This is a genomic window from Thermobifida fusca YX (assembly GCF_000012405.1).
Taxonomy (GTDB): Bacteria; Actinomycetota; Actinomycetes; order Streptosporangiales; family Streptosporangiaceae; genus Thermobifida; species Thermobifida fusca.
In genome coordinates this window covers 2860237-2877352 of the sequence record NC_007333.1, presented here as the reverse complement: position 1 = coordinate 2877352, position 17116 = coordinate 2860237, and the positions used below count along the sequence as shown (strand labels likewise).

The 17116-nt window shown below is 67.0% G+C and carries 16 protein-coding genes; 4 read left to right on the top strand and 12 right to left on the bottom strand.

Going from position 1 to position 17116, the window contains the following annotated elements:
* Window positions 1-15 precede the first annotated feature (15 nt).
* The 10 genes from TFU_RS12175 to TFU_RS12130 all read right to left on the bottom strand — a co-directional run bounded on the left by TFU_RS12175 (window position 16) and on the right by TFU_RS12130 (window position 10823).
* Window positions 16-678: a TrmH family RNA methyltransferase gene (locus tag TFU_RS12175; protein ID WP_016189143.1), complete on the bottom strand. Its 663-nt coding sequence runs from the start codon at window positions 676-678 to the stop codon at window positions 16-18.
* Window positions 679-925: 247 nt separating this feature from the next.
* Window positions 926-1885: an oxygenase MpaB family protein gene (locus TFU_RS12170; protein WP_011292871.1), complete on the bottom strand. Its 960-nt coding sequence runs from the start codon at window positions 1883-1885 to the stop codon at window positions 926-928.
* A 172-nt stretch (window positions 1886-2057) separates the two neighbouring features.
* The gene (locus TFU_RS12165) at window positions 2058-2645 is read right to left on the bottom strand and encodes a GTP-binding protein (protein ID WP_011292870.1); all 588 of its coding nucleotides are present in this window, start codon (window positions 2643-2645) and stop codon (window positions 2058-2060) included.
* Complete coding sequence (locus tag TFU_RS12160; protein WP_011292869.1) at window positions 2626-3003, bottom strand: DUF742 domain-containing protein; 378 nt, start codon at window positions 3001-3003, stop codon at window positions 2626-2628. The genes TFU_RS12165 and TFU_RS12160 overlap by 20 nt, the downstream gene beginning before the upstream one ends.
* A 12-nt stretch (window positions 3004-3015) precedes the next feature.
* Window positions 3016-3456, bottom strand: coding sequence for a roadblock/LC7 domain-containing protein (locus tag TFU_RS12155; RefSeq protein WP_011292868.1), 441 nt, complete (start codon window positions 3454-3456; stop codon window positions 3016-3018).
* Window positions 3453-5963, bottom strand: a complete 2511-nt coding sequence (locus TFU_RS12150; RefSeq protein ID WP_011292867.1) for a sensor histidine kinase — start codon at window positions 5961-5963, stop codon at window positions 3453-3455. The genes TFU_RS12155 and TFU_RS12150 overlap by 4 nt, the downstream gene beginning before the upstream one ends.
* Before the next feature lie 269 nt (window positions 5964-6232).
* Window positions 6233-6628: a DUF3592 domain-containing protein gene (locus TFU_RS12145; protein WP_011292866.1), complete on the bottom strand. Its 396-nt coding sequence runs from the start codon at window positions 6626-6628 to the stop codon at window positions 6233-6235.
* A 43-nt stretch (window positions 6629-6671) separates the two neighbouring features.
* Window positions 6672-7334: a hypothetical protein gene (locus tag TFU_RS12140; RefSeq protein WP_011292865.1), complete on the bottom strand. Its 663-nt coding sequence runs from the start codon at window positions 7332-7334 to the stop codon at window positions 6672-6674.
* Between the two features lie 26 nt (window positions 7335-7360).
* The gene (locus TFU_RS12135) at window positions 7361-9190 is read right to left on the bottom strand and encodes a VWA domain-containing protein (RefSeq protein WP_011292864.1); all 1830 of its coding nucleotides are present in this window, start codon (window positions 9188-9190) and stop codon (window positions 7361-7363) included.
* Between the two features lie 193 nt (window positions 9191-9383).
* Window positions 9384-10823 (bottom strand): GuaB1 family IMP dehydrogenase-related protein, encoded by a 1440-nt coding sequence (locus TFU_RS12130; RefSeq protein ID WP_016189138.1) that lies wholly within the window; start codon window positions 10821-10823, stop codon window positions 9384-9386.
* A 231-nt stretch (window positions 10824-11054) separates the two neighbouring features.
* Here TFU_RS12130 and TFU_RS12125 point away from each other — a divergent pair, with 231 nt between their 5' ends.
* Entirely contained in the window at window positions 11055-12026 is a 972-nt protein-coding gene (locus TFU_RS12125; protein ID WP_011292862.1) for a CDP-alcohol phosphatidyltransferase family protein, read from the top strand.
* Window positions 12027-12258: 232 nt separating this feature from the next.
* On the opposite strand, the gene TFU_RS15595 is transcribed toward TFU_RS12125, so the two are convergent.
* Together TFU_RS15595 and TFU_RS16105 are read right to left on the bottom strand one after the other, a co-directional pair.
* A complete protein-coding gene (locus TFU_RS15595; RefSeq protein WP_152436263.1) occupies window positions 12259-12528 on the bottom strand; it encodes a hypothetical protein in 270 nt (89 codons plus the stop codon).
* A 191-nt stretch (window positions 12529-12719) separates the two neighbouring features.
* Window positions 12720-12857: a hypothetical protein gene (locus TFU_RS16105; RefSeq protein ID WP_016189136.1), complete on the bottom strand. Its 138-nt coding sequence runs from the start codon at window positions 12855-12857 to the stop codon at window positions 12720-12722.
* A 550-nt stretch (window positions 12858-13407) separates the two neighbouring features.
* On the opposite strand from TFU_RS16105, the gene TFU_RS12115 reads away from it, so the two are divergent.
* The 3 genes from TFU_RS12115 (at window position 13408) to TFU_RS12105 (ending at window position 17069) form a co-directional block, all read left to right on the top strand.
* Window positions 13408-15318 carry an amidohydrolase gene (locus tag TFU_RS12115; RefSeq protein ID WP_370492090.1) on the top strand — a complete coding sequence of 637 codons (1911 nt, stop codon included), beginning with the start codon at window positions 13408-13410 and terminating at the stop codon, window positions 15316-15318.
* Window positions 15319-15409: 91 nt separating this feature from the next.
* Window positions 15410-16207 (top strand): M48 family metallopeptidase, encoded by a 798-nt coding sequence (locus tag TFU_RS12110; RefSeq protein WP_011292859.1) that lies wholly within the window; start codon window positions 15410-15412, stop codon window positions 16205-16207.
* 64 nt (window positions 16208-16271) lie between these two features.
* Window positions 16272-17069, top strand: a complete 798-nt coding sequence (locus tag TFU_RS12105) for an alpha/beta hydrolase (protein WP_011292858.1) — start codon at window positions 16272-16274, stop codon at window positions 17067-17069.
* The last annotated feature ends 47 nt before the right edge of the window (window positions 17070-17116 follow it).

Genomic DNA, 17116 nt, shown 5'->3' with positions numbered 1-17116 from the left:
CGCGGGGATGGGATGTCACACGGACTGGTGGAACACATGGGCGCGGATCCAAGCGTGCATGGCCACCGCAGCGGCCGCACCAGCGTTGATGGACCGTGTGGAGCCGAACTGGGCGATGGAGAGCACCGAAACGCAGACTTTGCGGACTTCTTCCGACAGGCCGGGTCCCTCCTGGCCGAAGACGAGAACGCATTCGCGGGGCAGGGGATAGGTCTCCAACGGGACCGAGCCTGGAAGGTTGTCGATCCCGATCAGCGGAAGGTCGTGGGCTTCCGCCCATGCCACCAGGGAAGCCGTGTCGGGGTGGTGGTGGATGTGCTGGTAGCGGTCGGTCACCATCGCGCCGCGCCGGTTCCAGCGGCGGCGCCCCACAATGTGGACGGCACGGGCAGCGAAAGCGTTCGCGGTGCGGACCACGGACCCGATGTTGAAGTCGTGCTCCCAGTTTTCGATGGCCACATGGAATGGGTGGCGCCGGCGGTCGAGGTCAGCGACGATCGCTTCCCGCCGCCAGTAGCGGTACCGGTCCACCACGTTCCGGCGGTCGCCGTTTTTGAGCAGTTCCGGGTCGTAGTGATCGCCTTCGGGCCAGGGACCTTCCCACGGACCTACACCCACCTCGGTCCGGTCGGGGGGAGGGGGACTGTCGGAGGATGGGGGAACGACCTGTTCACTCACGCGGTTCAGCTTAGGCCCCACAGCAGCAGTCACGCTATTGAGGTGTCGGTGCTCGATCCCTGGAGGACGCGGGGCGGCAGCCCGGCAGCAGACTCCGTCTGCGGCAGCCCTCTCCTGCACGGGTGGATGCCGCAGCTCGTTCGGGAGAAAAGGTCACCATAGGCTCTCTTCCTATTGGGGACATCCCTACCAGAGTCGCACAAGACCGCCGTCTGCCGCCCGACCGCTTCCGGCCATAAGGTTCAGACTATGCGCGCGCGTCCTGCCCCTGCGGGGCCAGTTCCTGCCCGGGAGCGGGGATGCGGGCACCCGTCTCGGGGATCTCAATGGTGACCATGTCGTGCGGCACCGGGCATCCCTTGGGGAACGTGCCGATCCGCCGCGGATCGTAGCCGTTGGGGTAGCTCTTGATCTTCGGGTTGTTCTCGATGCGGTAGGGCTCCACCCGCGGGGGCATGAACCGGACGATCTTGGCCCGCAGCCACATCGCCAGGTGCGCGGCGGTGCGCCAGAACCGTGACGGCGGGTCGTAGCGGAACGCTTGGATGAGCCGGTCGTCCAGCAGAGCCATGGTGAACTTCCGGAAGACCGGCTGCTGCCAGCGGGGGACGGTATCGACCATCAGCCGCAGCGTGGCATCGGAGACAGCCCGGCCTCCTTCGCTGTACCCGAAGTGGGCGATCTCGTAGGAGTCGAACAGCTCGTAGAACTCGTCGTAGGTTTCAGGGATCTCTTTGATCCCCATGTGCTTGCCGAGCAGCCGGTAGTAGTTGGTGTTGGCGGTGATCTCGTGCTCGGTGAGCCGACGCCAGCCGTAGCCCAGGTCGTTGATCCAGCGCACCGGCATGACGACGAAAGTGCTGAGCACGTAGAGGTAGTCGTCGTTGCTGATGTCGTAGGAGCGGTGCATCTGGTTCATGCGCCGCAGCGCATCGCGCCCCCGTCCCGGTTCGAAACCGTGCCGCATGATCTCGGTGAGGATGAGGGCGGTGTCGTCGGAGCGGCGCTGGGTGCGGTCGAGGAATTCTCGGGTCTCTGCGAGCAGTTGCCCGATGCTCGGTACGGCGTAGGTGCGGTAGAGGGCCAGGCTCAACGCCTGCTCGATGTCCCAAGGAAACTCGTGCGTGGTGAGGATTTCCGTGATCCGACGGCAGTCGGCTTCGGCGTCAAGCCGGTGGATCTCGGTATACCAGTCGAAGCGTTTCACGGGGGGTGTCTCCAGGGCGGTTGTGTACCGTCTCCGGGGGCTGTTCCAAAGCCCCGCGGCACATCAACCCTTCTTCATACCCCTAAAAAACTTGTATGAACCAGCTCAAAATGTGAAAAAAGCAACGGATGGGGTGCGGGTGGCCGCTGATGCGATCAGCGACCACCAAGCATCACACCGTGCTGGCCGCCCTGGACTGGAGGTGCTGGATCAGCGTGATCAGCACTTCTTTGCACGACTCGCGCACCCGCGCGTCACACAGCAGCACGGGGATCTGCGGATCGAGGCTCAGGGCGTCGCGGACCTCCTCCGGCTGGTATACGGCGGCCCCGTCGAAGCAGTTCACCGCGACCACAAACGGGATACCGCGCCGTTCGAAGAAGTCCACCGAGGGAAAACACGTCTCCAACCGCCGGGTGTCGGCAAGCACCACCGCACCCAGCGCCCCGGCAGCCAGCTCGTTCCACATAAACCAGAACCGCTCCTGACCCGGGGTACCGAACAGGTACAACACCAGCTCAGGGCTGATGGTGATCCGACCGAAGTCCAGCGCCACCGTGGTGGTCGTCTTGTTCTCCACGCCGGACAGGTCGTCCACCCCCAGACTGGCCTCGGTCATCACCTCCTCGGTGCTCAGCGGGGTGATCTCACTAATCGAGCCGACCATCGTGGTCTTCCCCGCGCCGAACCCGCCCGCGATGAGAACCTTGAGCGCCGCGGGGAGCAGTGTTGGACCGCGATCAGAGTCGTTGGATGCCATCGAGTACCGCCTGAAGGACGTCCCGGCCGACCACCGGGTGCTGGATCGTGTACGGGGCGCGGGCCAGCATGTAGCCGCGCGCGATCAGGTCTCCCATCAGCACTTTGACCACGGCCACCGGGATGTCGAGGCGTGCCGCGACCTCTGCCACTGATAAGGGGCGCTGGCAAAGGTCGAGGATGGCAAGCTGTTCCGGCTCCAAGGACAGCTCGTCCACCTCGCCGCGGGCCGAGATGACCACACTGATCATGTCCAGTTGGACCGTGTTGGTTGCCTCACGGCCCTCAGTCATCACGTAAGGCCTGACCGGAGAGCCGGGACCGTCGGAAGCCTTGTCCGGCGTGCGCCGATCGGACATGGTTGCTCTCCGCTATCGCGTGGAGGCCGCGGTCGTCTGACCGTGGGCTGGTGACTCTGCGGTGCTTCGGGGGGAGGACTCCAGGAACCGGCCGACCTGTTCCACCAGGACGTTCATCTCGTAGGCGATGAGCCCCACATCGGACCCTTCCCCAGCGAGCACTGCCAGGCAGGCGCCGCTGCCCGCCCCGGTGACGAACAGGTAGGCGTGCTCCATCTCCACGACGGTCTGCAGCACTCGGCCGCCCTTGAACTGGCGTCCGGTGCCTTGCGCAAGGCTCTGGAATGCTGAGGCGATCGCGGAGAGGTGTTCGGCGTCCTCCGTGGTGATGTCCTTGGACTTCCCGATGGGAAGCCCGTCGGCGGACAGCACGATCGCGTGCTGGGCACCGACCGCGCGCTCCACGAGTTCGTCGAGCAGCCAGTCCAGATCACGGGGTGCGTTGTCGGTCACTGTGCATCCTTCTCGGTGTCGTTCAGCAGCTTCTTACCGTCCTCGCGTCCTTTGCGGGTGCCCTGTTGGAATGCGGTCAGGGTCTGCCGGAGACGCGTTGGACGTTCCATGTCATTGGTGGATGGCCCTGTCTCAGGGGAAGAAGCCGTTTCTTCAGTCGGGTCGTCGCACAACTGGGGGACGAGATTCACTTGGGGGATGCGACGCGGCAGCGGAGGACGGCCCTCCGTGGCGGCGGGCTGCGGACGCTGCGGCGCGTCAGCCGGAGAGGAACCGGAAGGGGCAGGAGGAGTGGGGCGGCGGGCCGCGCCCTCGGTGGCCAGTTCAGGGAACGTGCTCACCCCAGGAATCCGCCGGGGCAACCTCGGCGGCTGGGCGGGCGCCTGGGAGGACGAGGGGGTGGTGAGCATGTCCCCGTCGCTTTCGGAAGCCTCCTCGGACGGGGCACCGGTGGGCGACGCAGCCGGCAGGGCCGGGGTGCGCACCCCGCGCTGCGGCAGCCCGCTGCCCGTCTCTCCGCCGTCCGTGTTGGCGCCGCGGAGGGGGGAGGGCTGCTCGTCGACGATCAGGTTTGCCGGCAGCAGCACGATCGCCAGTACACCCCCGTAGGGGGAGGTGCGCAACTGCACCTTGATGTGGTGCCGCCGCGCCAGGTGGGAGACCACGAACAGGCCCAGCCGCGTCTTCTCGTTGAGACGCATCACGTCGAACTCGGGCGGATCGGCCAGCATCGCGTTGGCCGACTCGAGCTCGTCGTCCTTCATGCCCAGGCCGCGGTCTTCGATCTCGATCGTCACCCCGTTGGGCACCCGGTCCGCGCGCAAGTGGACCTTGGTGTGCGGCGGGGAGAAGGTGGTCGCGTTGTCGACCAGCTCGGCGACGAGGTGGATGACGTCAGCGACCGCGTTGCCCTGCACGGAGACCGGGGCGATCCGCTGCCGTTTGACCCGGGAGTAGTCACCGCACTCCGAGATCGCACCGCGCAGCACGTCGATGAGCGGCAGCGGGTGGTGCCAGGTGCGTCCAGGGTTCTGGCCGCCGAGAATGAGCAGGTTTTCTGCGTTCCGCCGGGCCCGGGTGGCGAGGTGGTCCAGTTTGAACAGGTCGGTGAGCTGCTCCGGGTCCTCCTGTTCGCGTTCGAGCTTGTCCAGGATGCGCAACTGGCGGTGGACCAGGGTCTGGCTGCGGTGGGCGATGTTGAGGAACACGCGGTTGACACCCTGGCGCAGTTGCGCCTGCCGGACCGCGGCTTCGACCGCCGTGCGCTGGGCGGCGGTGAAGGCACGGCTCACCTCGCCGATCTCGTCCTCGGACTCGCTCAGCGGCAGGATCTCGGCTTCGACCTCCACCTCGGAGTCGAGCGGCTCGTTCTTCTTCAAACGGTCCATCAGCGCAGGCAGGCGCTTGTCCGCCAGCTCCTGGGTCTGGTCGCGCAACTGTACGAGACGGTCGACGAGCCGTTGCGACGACCGGGTGGAGTAGACCAGCACGGTCGCGGTGAGCGCGGCAACCCCGAGCGAGCCGAGCACCGCGATGAGCAGAGACTGGTTGGCGTCCGAGCGCTGCACCTGCGCACCCCAGGTCGCCTGGCTGGCCCCGATCTCGGTGAGGGCGTCCTTCACCGGCAGGTAGGCGGACCGCCATTCGGCTTCGTCCACCGGCAGGCTCAAATCTTCGACCTCTTGCCCGGTGTAGGGGTCGAACTCCGTGGTGATCATCCGGTTGGCGATCTCGTGGATGAGTTCGTGCAGGTGGACGTACTCTTCGTTGTCCCGCAGGGACGCGAGCATGTTCGTGGGCTCGGGGCCAAGATAGTCGTCGACCGCTTCCAGCATGGATTCGTATGCGCCGACCTGCGCCACGAACTCGTGCTGGTCGTCCATGGAGAACTCGCCGGTGGCGAAGCCGCGGGAGAGTTTCGCGTCGGCCTGGGCGAGCGCGTCGACGACACGGAACATGGAGACAGCGCTGACCGAAGGTCCGACGACCTCCGGGCTGGGAACGGACCGGGCCTGCTCGTCGAAGAGGTCGGCACCCGCCATGACCAGGTCGTTGTAATACTCCTCGACCTCTTCACGGTCGATGTTTCCCTGGTCGACCCGGGCACGCAGCTCGCCGATTTCCTTGAACTTTTCGTCCAGGTAGGTGATGCGTTTCTGGACTTTCTCGGGGGACAATGACAAAAGGCCGCGGAATTCGTCGAGGATATTGCCCATGCGCTGGTCGACGTCTGCGCGGACGTCGAGGAGGGTCTCCCGGGTCTCTCGGGGGCGGTCCAGGTAGGCCATGGTCACCGAACGCTCATCCATGACCGCGGTCAGTGCCAGGGCCGAGGGGAGAAGGAGACGGTCGTTGGCCTGGACGTAGGCGTACTGCACCACCGTCCCGTAGGCCAGGTAGACGCTACCGATCAACCACAGGACGACCAACGCCGAGACCGGAGCGAGGACAATTCTGCGGAGGCGGGTCTTGATCAGGGGAGCCCGCTTCTTCTTGGCTGCCTGCACTGCTCTCCTAGAGGACCGGGGCCGCTGAGCACACATGGGGAAAAGGCCGACGGATACTGTGACAGCGATGACGGCCGGAGCCGAGGGCCACCCCCTGTGCGAGAGAGGGCGGCGCGGTGTGCTGAAGCGCGTAAGCGGTCAAAGGGTAAGGAAACCAGCAAGGATCGTACCGCGTTCGGCTAACTCCATGGTGATCATTCCGGACGAAAACCGAAGAACCGGATGAGATGCCATTGCGGTGGGATCTTAGAGCCGAGCCGTCGGCGCGGTTATCCCCAGGTGAGGAAACCGAGGAAACAGCCGATCAGAAGAATGCCTGAGGCCACGGTCAGGAAAAGTGTGCGGGGCCACAGGCTCAACCACGGGGCAGCGACGACTCGAGCCCGCTGCGGGTTATCCGGATCGTAGGAGACGGTGACGGGATCACCGTAGCGGGCAGCCGACCAGGAGGAGTTGTCGTGCAGAGCCAGGACCTCCTCCCCTTCTTCGGTGCGGAACCGCACGATCATCCGCGAGGTGCTGTTGGTTTCGGCATAGCCGACGATCGTGCCTTCGGCTCGCTCGCCGCGTCGCCCCAGCAGCCACGCGGCGACGATGTCCCGTACCAGCCACACGAGGGAGCACAGGCCGATTCCGATAGGCAGGAGAGGGTAGTAGCGATCCATCGATCGTGGTCCGAAAGCTCGGTCGGATGGCTATGGGCTGCGGTCAGTTCGCCGGCGCCTGCGGGGTGCGCGGAGGCTCCGGCCCCAAGATCTCCGTGACCATGCTCTCACCAATGTCCACGCCGTAGCCGATGTTTTCCAAATCGGTAGCAAGCCGGTCCAGGGCGGCCACATCGGGAGCGGCCCCAGGGGAGGCCGTAGCCAAGAATCGGGGGACCGCGGCCTCCAAGTCCCGGGTCGCCGCGTACATGCGGCGCCGTATCTCGGCGTGGCGGGACTCCACATAGCGTGCCCGTCCCCGGGAGTGCGGATGCTGTGCCAGGTTGTGGACCAGCGCGGACAGCTCCTGGCTGCGGCGGACGAGGTGGTCAATGGACGCGGCGATCTCACCGGCCCGCCAGACGATGCGGGAAACCCGGTCCCCCAGCGGCCCTTCCAGGAACGGTGCGGCCACGTCCTGCAGGGAGGCGGCGGCCGCGTGCGCGCGGCGGGCGCAGCCGGCGTCGACCGCCACCGGGTCGGCGGGCAGCTCCGTCTCGGACGGGGCGGTGGGGAACAGGAAGCCGAACACGAGCACCGCGGTCAACCAGATGATCACGGCGATCACGAAGGCTGCCCAGACGGGGAGGGTCACCGCCCAGGCCAGCCCGCCCGCCACCGCGCCGCACAGGAGGCACCACGGGTTGGCGAACTTCCGTAGCTGCATTCTCTGTTCCCCTCCGAATCCCGCCGCTAGAAGTTGGAGATCACTGCTTCGAACACCTCGTCGATGCTCTGGGGGTCGGAGGCGTCGTAGGCCGCGGCGTTGGTAGCTTCCGCGATCTGAGTCATCGTCTTCAGGTCCGCGTCCTCGCCGTAGCTGATGGTGAAGATCCGCACCCCCTGCTGCCCGGGTTCCGGGGTGATGCTGTCGAGGAGCTTCTCCAGGCTGATGCCGTTGAGATCTTCGTTCTTCCCGTCGGTGAGGAACACAACCGCGTTGATGGCGTCCGGCCGGCTGTGCTCGGCGACGAGCGTGTGCGCGGCCAGCGCGGTGTCGTAGAGGCCGGTACCGCCCCCTGGCGGCAGGTTGGAGATCCGCTCCGCGAGCTCCTCCCGGCGGGGTGTCCCGTTGACCGAGGCGCCGAGCGGGCCGAGGGGCACGAGCTCCCGCCAGTCCTGCCCGTTGTCCTCCAAGTCGGTGCTGAACATCCACAGCCCCACGCGGTCGCTGTCAGAGAACTCGTCGAGGGACGTGATAGCGGCCTCCTTGGCGAGCTCCAGGCGGGTGCTTCCCGTGCCCGGGACCGATTCCTGCATCGAGCCGGACGTGTCGATGACGAGGAGGACGTTGGCGGGCTTGCGGAGCTCAGCCCAGTTCTCCAGCATCGCGTTGAGCACGTTCGCCGACGGCAGGGAGAGCTCGACCGGCTCTGCGGGCAGCACCCCGTTCTCCTCGGTCAACAGGTCCCCGGTGCGCCCGTCGTGCCCCCGGAACGCGTTGTCCAGGAACACCTGCTGCGCCTCGTCGCTGAGGAGGTAGTCCAGGAAAGCCGCCGCAGCGGCGCGCTTCGGCTCGTCCGCCCAGTCCAGGACCACGTAGGGGTGGTCCGACATCAGGGTGCCCTCTTTGGGGTAGACCGCGACGAGCGGCACGTTCGGCGGTTCGGCGTCTTCCGCGGTTGCCGGGTCGCCGCTGGGGTTGCCCTGGTTGTAGTGCACCACCGACATCTCCTCCACCGCCACCGCGGAGACGTAGGTGAGCCCTTGCCCTTCCGCGTCGGCGCGGCGCAGGTTGGCCAGGAACGTCATGGTGATGTCGCCGTAGTGGACGATGGAGCGCTCCACAGCGCTGACGAACGCGCGGGTCTGGCTGGAGTTGATGTCGTCGACGGTGAGGTCGGAGGCCATACCCGTGCCCGCGAAGTAGGTGCCGACGGTGGCGTTGAGCCCGGACGTGGAGTAGTTGGGGTTGGTCTTGCCCATGCGGAACTCGCCCCACTCGGGGTGGCCGACCGATCCCCATCCTGCTTCGCTGTCCGCAAGGTCGTGCAGGTCTACCCAGCCGAGCTCCTTGTCCGGCCAGCCGAGCGCTTCAGCCATCGGCCGGGGCATGGCGATGACGAGGGGGGAGTTGGCGATCGAGGGGGTCTCTTCCGGGATGAGTGAGGCGCGGTCCTGTTCGGTGACCCGCTGCCGGGTGATCTCCACCCAGCCGGAGCTTGCCGGCGACCACACATCGGGGCGGGGGCCGTACTCCTCTTCGTCCCATTCCCCGGCGGCGAGGGCGTCCATGGTCATCCCGGAAGACTGTTCGACGATGGAGACTTCCACGCAGCCTTCGTCGATCCGGGTGCCGCTGTAGTCCTCGGCGAGCTGCCGCATCACCCCGGCTTTCTCCGGTGAGGACGCCACGGTCAGGGAGATGGCGTCCCCAAGGCATCCGAACTGGGCGAGCGAGGGCAGTTTCGCTCCGGTCGCCACCCACCGCACAAGGGCGATGACGAGGACCGCGACAACGGCGACGATGAGAAAGGGAAGGAACCGTCGATGCCGTGGTGGAGAAGAAGCCTGGTAGACCACTGAATCCCGTCCTTGGTGCCGCTCCGCAGGTGTCCCCCGAGATGTAAGCCCCCGATGCTTTAGAGGCAGCGTAGGCAGAACAGGTTGCACCAAGGACAAAAAAGTATTTTTGTAATGAAAGTGCCGTTTGTCGGATTTGGGGCGGTGATGTGGTGCAGCCCCTGAGCACCCAGGAGCCGCACCCCAGCCCTGGTCACCAGCCGTGCAGCACCGGCTTGCCCTCGTTGTACCCGGCGACGCTCTGGACTCCGATCACCGCGCGCTCGTGGAACTCCGCCAAGTTCGCCGCGCCAGCGTAGGTCATCGCGCTGCGTACCCCCGCCACGATCATGTCGATCAGGTCTTCGACGCTGGGGCGCTCCGGGTCCAGGTACATCCGCCCAGAAGAGATGCCCTCCTCGAACAGGGCTTTACGCGCCCGCTCGAACGGCGAATCGTCCGCGGTGCGCAGCCGGACCGCGCGGGCCGAGGCCATGCCGAAGCTCTCCTTGTACAACCGTCCCTCCGAGTCCCGCAGCACATCCCCGGGAGACTCGTAGGTCCCGGCGAACCAGGAGCCGATCATCACATTGCTCGCCCCGGCGGCCAGCGCGAGCGCCACGTCACGCGGGTGCCGGATCCCCCCGTCAGCCCAGACCCACTTGCCGAGTTCCCGGGCGGCGGCAGCGCACTCCACCACGGCGGAGAACTGGGGACGGCCCACCCCCGTCATCATGCGGGTGGTGCACATCGCCCCCGGCCCCACCCCGACTTTGACGATGTCGGCGCCGGCCTCGACGAGGTCGCGCACCCCTTCAGCGGTCACCACGTTGCCCGCCACCACCGGCACCTGCGGGTCCAGGGCCCGCACCTGGCGGAGCACCTCGAGCATCTTCTCCTGGTGGCCGTGCGCAGTGTCCACAACCAGGGTGTCCACCCCGGCCTCCAGGAGTTTCGCTGCCCGGCCCGCCACATCGCCGTTGATGCCCACGGCGGCGGCGACACGCAGCCGTCCTTGCGCGTCCACGGCGGGCCGGTAGAGGGTGGCGCGGAGCGCCCCGGTGCGGGTCAGCACCCCGACCAGAGCCCCGTTGCTGTCGACCACGGGGGCCAGGCGGTGCCGGGAGTCGTGCAGGATGGCGAACGCCTCCTGCGGGTCGGTGCCCGCGGCGAGGGTGAGCAACTCGGTGGACATCACCTCGTGCAACTGGGTGAAGCGGTCCACCCCCACACAGTCCGCCTCGGTGACGACACCGATGGGACGGCGTTCCTCGTCGACGACGATGACCGCGTTGTGCGCCCGCTTAGGCAAGAGGTTGAGCGCGTGGCCGACCGTCTCCGTCGGCGCCAGAGTGATCGGCGTATCGTGCACCAGATCACGGGTTTTTGTCCACTGGATCACATCCGCTACCACATCGGTAGGGATGTCCTGGGGTAGGACGACCAGACCACCGCGGCGTGCCACGGTTTCGGCCATGCGGCGACCGGCAACCGCTGTCATGTTCGCCACTACGATAGGAATAGTCGTACCTGTACCATCATGCGATGTCAGGTCAACGTTCATCCGGGAACCTACAGATGAACGTTGGGGAACCATGAACACATCGCCGTAGGTCAGGTCGTGGGTGGGCACCTGGTCGTTGAGAAAGCGCACGTCCACCTCGATTTCGATGTTGGGCGGCCTTGGTGAAAGACGCGACCCTGTTCCCACGTCACGCCTCTCACTTTTTTCAGATTATGGTTCGCCAACCGTCATCCCGGCAGAGCGGTGACCATCGGATCTCCCGTCCCACCACTCCGCCCGGGAAAACGTGTCCTCGCATTCTCCGGGGGCGTCCACCCGATGTGGAGTCTCTCCACCCCGTTACAGGAGTAACACAAGACGATGACAGCCTTCACGCTTGCTGAAATCCAGGAGCGCACGTACAAGAAACGTGATGCCTGGTGGACGGTGTTCCTGGTCGATCCGCTCGCCGGACGGCTGGTCGTCTGGACTGCCAACCACACCTCCATCACCCCTAACCAGCTCACCTTCGGAGCCGGACTCCTGGGTTTGGGGGCGGCGGCGTGCTTCACTCAGGCGACATGGCCCTGGCTGGTGGCTGGAGCGCTGCTGTTCCACCTCAGCTTCGTGCTCGACTGCATGGACGGCAAGATCGCGCGCCTCAAAGGCACCGGTACGGTGTTCGGGGCCTGGGTCGACTTCGTCTTCGACCGCATCCGGTTCTTCGCCTGCATGATGGCCCTGCTCCTCGGCCAGTGGGTCCACACCGGAGAGATCGCCTACCTGCTGCTCGCGCCGCTGCTCACCTTCTTCGACCTGCTGCGCTACCTCAACGGCACGCAGATCGCCAAGACCCGGCGCACCATGCGGCGGCGGTTGAACGCGCTGCTCGGCCAGCAGAACGACCAGCCTGAGCAGAGCGAGAACGAGCCGGGGGCCGCCGAAGACGCGGAGAGCACTGAGACCGAGACGACCGTCTTCCCCCAGCACCAGCAGCCCAAGGACGACAAAAAAGAGGGCGTGGTCTCCTCGATGGCGCCCGTGTTCACGAGGTTCAGCACCTACCAGCGCCTGCGGGAAGCGCTGCTGCGCCACCGGGTCCGTCCGCACCTGTTCAGCGGGATCGAATTCGAGATGTTCGTGTGCATCGTGGCACCTTTGACCGCTCTCGTCTCGCTGTTCACCCCGTGGCCGCACTTCATCATTCCCGTCTCTGTCTTCGCTGGCGCCGCGCTGATGCTCTTCGAGGCCGTGCTGGTGGTCAAGCTGTGGCTGGACACCCGGGTCTTCGAAGCCGGCATCCGGCAGCTGACCGCTGCTGCCGAGGCCGAGGCCAACGCCGCCGCCAGCTGACCCCGACAGGTTTCCTGGTCCGGAAGGGCCCTCACCGGCCTCTCCGGACCGTTGAGCCGCTGGACCGCTCCACCGCACGGGAGCGCTCCGCAGCAGACGGCCGCAAGAGCCACGAGGCGTCCGGTTCGACGAGCGGGCGCACCACCGCCCTGACCCACGGCAGGCAGAGGACAAAGGCCAGCGCCAGCCCTGGGCCGGTATTGACCGCCATCCCAGAGCCCTGTCGGCCAGCTCATCCCGGCCGAAGGGCCAGCGTCAGGGCGAGAGCCGCCAGCATGCAGCCGGACCGGCTCAGCAGTCCGAGCCCCAACGGGTCGATACCGCGGTCGACCAGGCTCGACCGCCAGGAGAACCACGCACAGTCCACGTAGTGCGCCGCAGGCACGGCCGCCACCAGCGAGACGACGACCGTGAGCGCGGACAAGTGCCTCGGCTGCAGCAGGGCGAGCACGAAGAACGGCAGCAGACTCAGCATCCGCCCCAGGCCAAGTACGTCCCCCAACTCCGCGAAGCCACGGCGACAGAGACCCCTACCGCTGTGGTGAGCGGCCACCGCAGCCGCTGCCCCGCGGGAACACGCAACCGCCAGCCAGACAGGGCCACCAGGAACCGCAGGGGCCACGCCGGCTCCAGTGGGCCGTCGGAAATCTCGGGCCCACCACGAGCGCCCAAAGCACGTGCCCTCCCAGAAGATCAGGTAGGGGAAGCCAGCCCGAGCACCAGTTTTTCCACTCGCCGCGGAGAAGCGTCGAACCGCTGCGGCAGGTAGCCGCTGATCAGGATGGACGCGGGCCTGCAGAACGCGTAGACCCGCGTGGAGACCGCGTTCACCAAGGGGTTCCCCAGATCGGATCGATCGCGGGGCCGAACACCATCAAAGCGACGAGGGGGAATTTCGCATTCTCCAACCGGGAATCGCGTTGCTGGCGTGCTGCGGCAGGTACGGCAGTCGTAGGAAAGAAGGGCGTTGGGACCACACGCTCTCCGAGAGAACGATCACCAACGGAGGCTGCGGGAGAAAGCGGTTCGACAGCACAGCACTTGTTGTGACAGACAGTAATCCCGAGAGAATTCTGGGAGAAGGATAAGAGGACTCTCAGGAAAGCCCGGCGAGAAAAGCTGGAGAGATGGGCTGCTGGGACACGGTCTTCCCCACCCGGCTCCCCTCGACTCCAGGAGCGGAGCACCGGAGCGCGCACGTCCGCCGGCCCGGGAAGCGTGTTGAGATTCCCGACGTGGGCGGCAACAATCGTTGCGGGTCGCGTGCGTTCCGCCGGGCCCGACCACGGTCCGTTCCATCGAACCGACATAACGAAGGCGGTGGCAAGTAGTGCCGCAGGCGGTCGATCCACGACGTGTCACGGAACACGGCAGCGAGGTCATGCGACTCGTCGACGAGATTTTCCCCCTCGTCGAGGGTTTCTACGTTGACCTGCACCGAAACCCTGAATTGTCGCATCAGGAGCACCGCACCTCCCAAGCCGTGGCCGAATGGCTGTCCCGGGCGGGGTACGAAGTCACGACCGGGATCGGCGGTACCGGGGTCGTCGGGATCCTCCGCAACGGTGAAGGACCGACCGTGCTGCTCCGCTGCGCTATGGACGCCCTGCCCCTCGCAGAGCAGACCGGTCTGCCCTACGCCAGTACCGCCCGCGGGACGACGGCCGACGGCCAAGAAACGCCGATCATGCACGCCGCCGGCCACGACGCGCACACCGCCTGCCTGGTCGGGACAGCAGACCTGCTGTCCAGTTCACGGAAACACTGGAGCGGCACCCTGATGGTCGTCGCACAGCCCGGCCAGGAGACCCTGGACGGCGCCGAGGCCATGCTCGCTGACGGTCTCTACGAACGCTTCGGGCGCCCCGACATCGTCCTCACCCAGCGGGTCGGCCCCCAACCCGCCGGAATGATCGCCCACCGGGCCGGGGTCATCCTCGGCATGTCCACCACCGTGGGAGTGCGGATCTTCGGCAGCCCGGGCCACGGCGGATTCCAGCCGCAGACCGGTGTCGACCCCGTGGTCATCGCCGCATCCATCATCACACGCCTGCAGACCATCGTCGCGCGCGAAGTCAACCCCAGTGAGATGGCGGTCCTCACCACGGGAGTGGTGCGCGCCGGAACCAAAGCCGACCTCGTCCCCGACGAGGCGTACCTGGAAATCAACACGCGCTGCCTCAACGAGCGGGTAGCCGACCGGATTTACGCGGCCATCGAACGCGTAGTCAAAGCCGAAGCCGCTGCCTCGGCAGCCCCCCGCGAACCCGAGGTCACCGAGATCCGCAGGACCAGCCTGATCCGCAACCACGCGCAGCACACCCGCGCGGTGTCCTCCGCCCACCGGGCCTACTTCGGCGACGCCTATGTGATCGACCTGCCGGAACCTTTCGCGGTTGGCGACGACTTCGGTGCGTTCGGGCTCCCTGATGACCCTGAACCCGTGCCATACGTCATGTGGCTCCTCGGCTCCACCCCGCACGACGTGTGGTCCGCCGCCCCCGGAGCCACCCCCTTCGACAAACTCGCGTCAGTGCCGGGCTCCCACTCCTCCCAATTCGCCCCCGATCGCGAAGCCACCCTGCGCGCCGGAATCGCCGCACTCACGATCGGTGCCCTCACCTATCTGGGCCGCACCTCTGGACCGGGACGGGCCACCTCCGGCCTGGCGCAGATCGCCAGTTCCCGGATCACGGAGGACGAGTCGACGCAGAGCGCGGACATGGAGGCGCTGCTCGCGGACGATGATGAGGGGGAGTCGACGCAGAGCGCGGACATGGAGGCGCTGCTCGCGGACGATGATGAGGGGGAGTCGACGCAGAGCGCGGACATGGAGGCGCTGCTCGCGGACGATGATGAGGGGGAGTCGACGCAGAGCGCGGACATGGAAGCGCTGCTCGCGGACGATGATGAGGGGGAGTCGACGCAGAGCGCGGACATGGAAGCGCTGCTCGCGGATGACGATGAGGGGGAGTCGACGCAGAGCGCGGACATGGAGGCGCTGCTCGCGGACGATGATGAGGGGGAGTCGACGCAGAGCGCGGACATGGAAGCGCTGCTCGCCGACGATGAAGGGGAGACCACGCAACGGGCCAACATGGCGGAACTCCTGAACGATCCTCCCCCGCCCCCACGAGGCCCCACGCAGGGACCCCAGACCGGCCCCGCACCTTCCTTCCGCCCGCCCTCCGGTCCCCCGCTCGCCGCTCCGCCCCCCATGGGGCCGCCGGTTGATGCCCCGCCCCCGCCGGAGACCCCGCCCCACTCAGACGAACCTCCGTACCGCTACTGACCCCGGGTGGTGCGCCTCCTGACCAGCGAGGCCACCACCACGCACACCTGGTCGACCATCGGGGGCGACCCCGCAGAGCGGACGGACGCACATGACACCCTGGGGCCGGGAGGGCCGACGGCTGGACCGGTCGCTACGCCATCCACAGGAGAACCGTCTGCTGTGGATCTGTGTGGCTGTCACCACACTCACGGTCATCGGCACTTTTGACCGGGCCATCACCGAACACAGCACCCAGCCGCTGCTGGTGCTCCTCGTCCCGGCCCTCGTGTTCTTCACCCGCGGACAGTTGTACGCCCGGCAGCGCGTCAACGGTGTCCGTATCACCGAACACCAATTCCCGGAAATCCACCAGATCGTGCTCGACGCCGCCCGCGCCTTCGGGCTGCCGCATCCCCCGGACGCCTACCTTGTCGCCGGCCACGGCCAGATCAACGCCTTTGCCTCCGGGCACGGGTTCCGCCGCTATGTGGCGATCACCAGCGACCTGTTCGAAATCGGGGTCCGCAACGGGGACCTCGCGGCACTCCGCTTCGTCATCGGACACGAAGTCGGGCACATCGCCGCAGGCCACGCCTCCTTCTGGCGGCAGTTCGGCATCTCCATCGCCAACCTCATCCCCGGACTCGGCAGCTCGCTGAGCCGGGCCCAGGAATACACCGCCGACAACCACGCCTACCGTTTCTGCCCCGAAGGCGTTCACGGTCTGTGCGTCCTAGCCGCAGGCAAATACCTGTACCCCCGGGTGGACTTCGCCGCCATCGCCGACCGGGCCCGCACCGACCAAGGATTCTTCGTGATGCTGGTGAACCTGCTGGCCACCCATCCGATCAACACGTGGCGTTTTGCTGCGCTCCGCGACCGCAGCAAGCCGGGACGGGTCTTCTGACACCCGCACGCCGTACCGCGGTGCCTTCCCCCGCCTTCCCCGCCCCCTCCGGCACGATGGAGCCATGACCTATCCCGTGCGCGACCGCGACGCCCAGCACCCCCGGCAGGCACGCCGCTGGCTCACCACCCCCGACGGGGTCCGAATCGACTCGGTGCTGCTCCGCGGCACCCGCACCCGGACCAGCGCCGTCGTACTCGCCAACGGTTTCACGGGAACATGGCGCAGCCCGCACACGAGAGCGATCGCCGCCCGCCTGCTGGCCGTAGGGGACGTCCTGCTCTTCGACTTCCGCGGCCACCACGCCTCCACCGGATTCTCCACTGTCGGAGACCGGGAGGTCATCGACCTGCAGACCGCCGTGGACCATCTCCGCGCCCAGGGGTACACCCAGATCGCGACTCTGGGGTTCTCCATGGGGGCGGCCGTCGCGGTCCGCCACGCCGGCCTTTTCGGCGGCGTCAACGCCGTGGTGGCGGTCAGCGGCCCCAGCCGCTGGTTCTACCAGGGCACGACGCGGATGCGGCTGCTCACCTTCGGAGTGACCCGCCCGGCAGGCCGGCTTCTGCTCCGCCTGACCCGCAACGTCAGGGTCCTCGACCGCCCATGGGACCCGGTCCCCCTGGACCCGACGGAACTGGCCGGGGCCGTAGCCCCCGCCGGACTACTCGTCGTCCACGGCGACGCCGACCCCTACTTTCCGGTCGAGCACGCTCGGCGGATCCACGAGGCGGCACAAGACCCCAGGGAACTGTGGATTGAACCGGGAATGGGGCATGCCGAACGGGCCGTGGCCGTCCGACCGGATCTCGTCGACCGCCTCGCCTCCTGGCTCAGCCTGTACCTGGCTGCCACGCTGTGAACCGCGGCCGCGGACACCCCTGCGGCGGAGCCGCGGAGGAAAGCGCG

Excerpts from the sequence above, each read along its gene's own strand:
- TFU_RS12115 (WP_370492090.1), top strand. The coding sequence starts at position 13,408 with ATGCGACTCGTCGACGAGATTTTCCCCCTCGTCGAGGGTTTCTACGTT.
- TFU_RS12145 (WP_011292866.1), bottom strand. The coding sequence starts at position 6,628 with ATGGATCGCTACTACCCTCTCCTGCCTATCGGAATCGGCCTGTGCTCC.
- TFU_RS12165 (WP_011292870.1), bottom strand. The coding sequence starts at position 2,645 with ATGGCATCCAACGACTCTGATCGCGGTCCAACACTGCTCCCCGCGGCG.
- TFU_RS12160 (WP_011292869.1), bottom strand. The coding sequence starts at position 3,003 with ATGTCCGATCGGCGCACGCCGGACAAGGCTTCCGACGGTCCCGGCTCT.
- TFU_RS12110 (WP_011292859.1), top strand. The coding sequence starts at position 15,410 with ATGACACCCTGGGGCCGGGAGGGCCGACGGCTGGACCGGTCGCTACGC.
- TFU_RS12125 (WP_011292862.1), top strand. The coding sequence starts at position 11,055 with ATGACAGCCTTCACGCTTGCTGAAATCCAGGAGCGCACGTACAAGAAA.
- TFU_RS12105 (WP_011292858.1), top strand. The coding sequence starts at position 16,272 with ATGACCTATCCCGTGCGCGACCGCGACGCCCAGCACCCCCGGCAGGCA.
- TFU_RS12140 (WP_011292865.1), bottom strand. The coding sequence starts at position 7,334 with ATGCAGCTACGGAAGTTCGCCAACCCGTGGTGCCTCCTGTGCGGCGCG.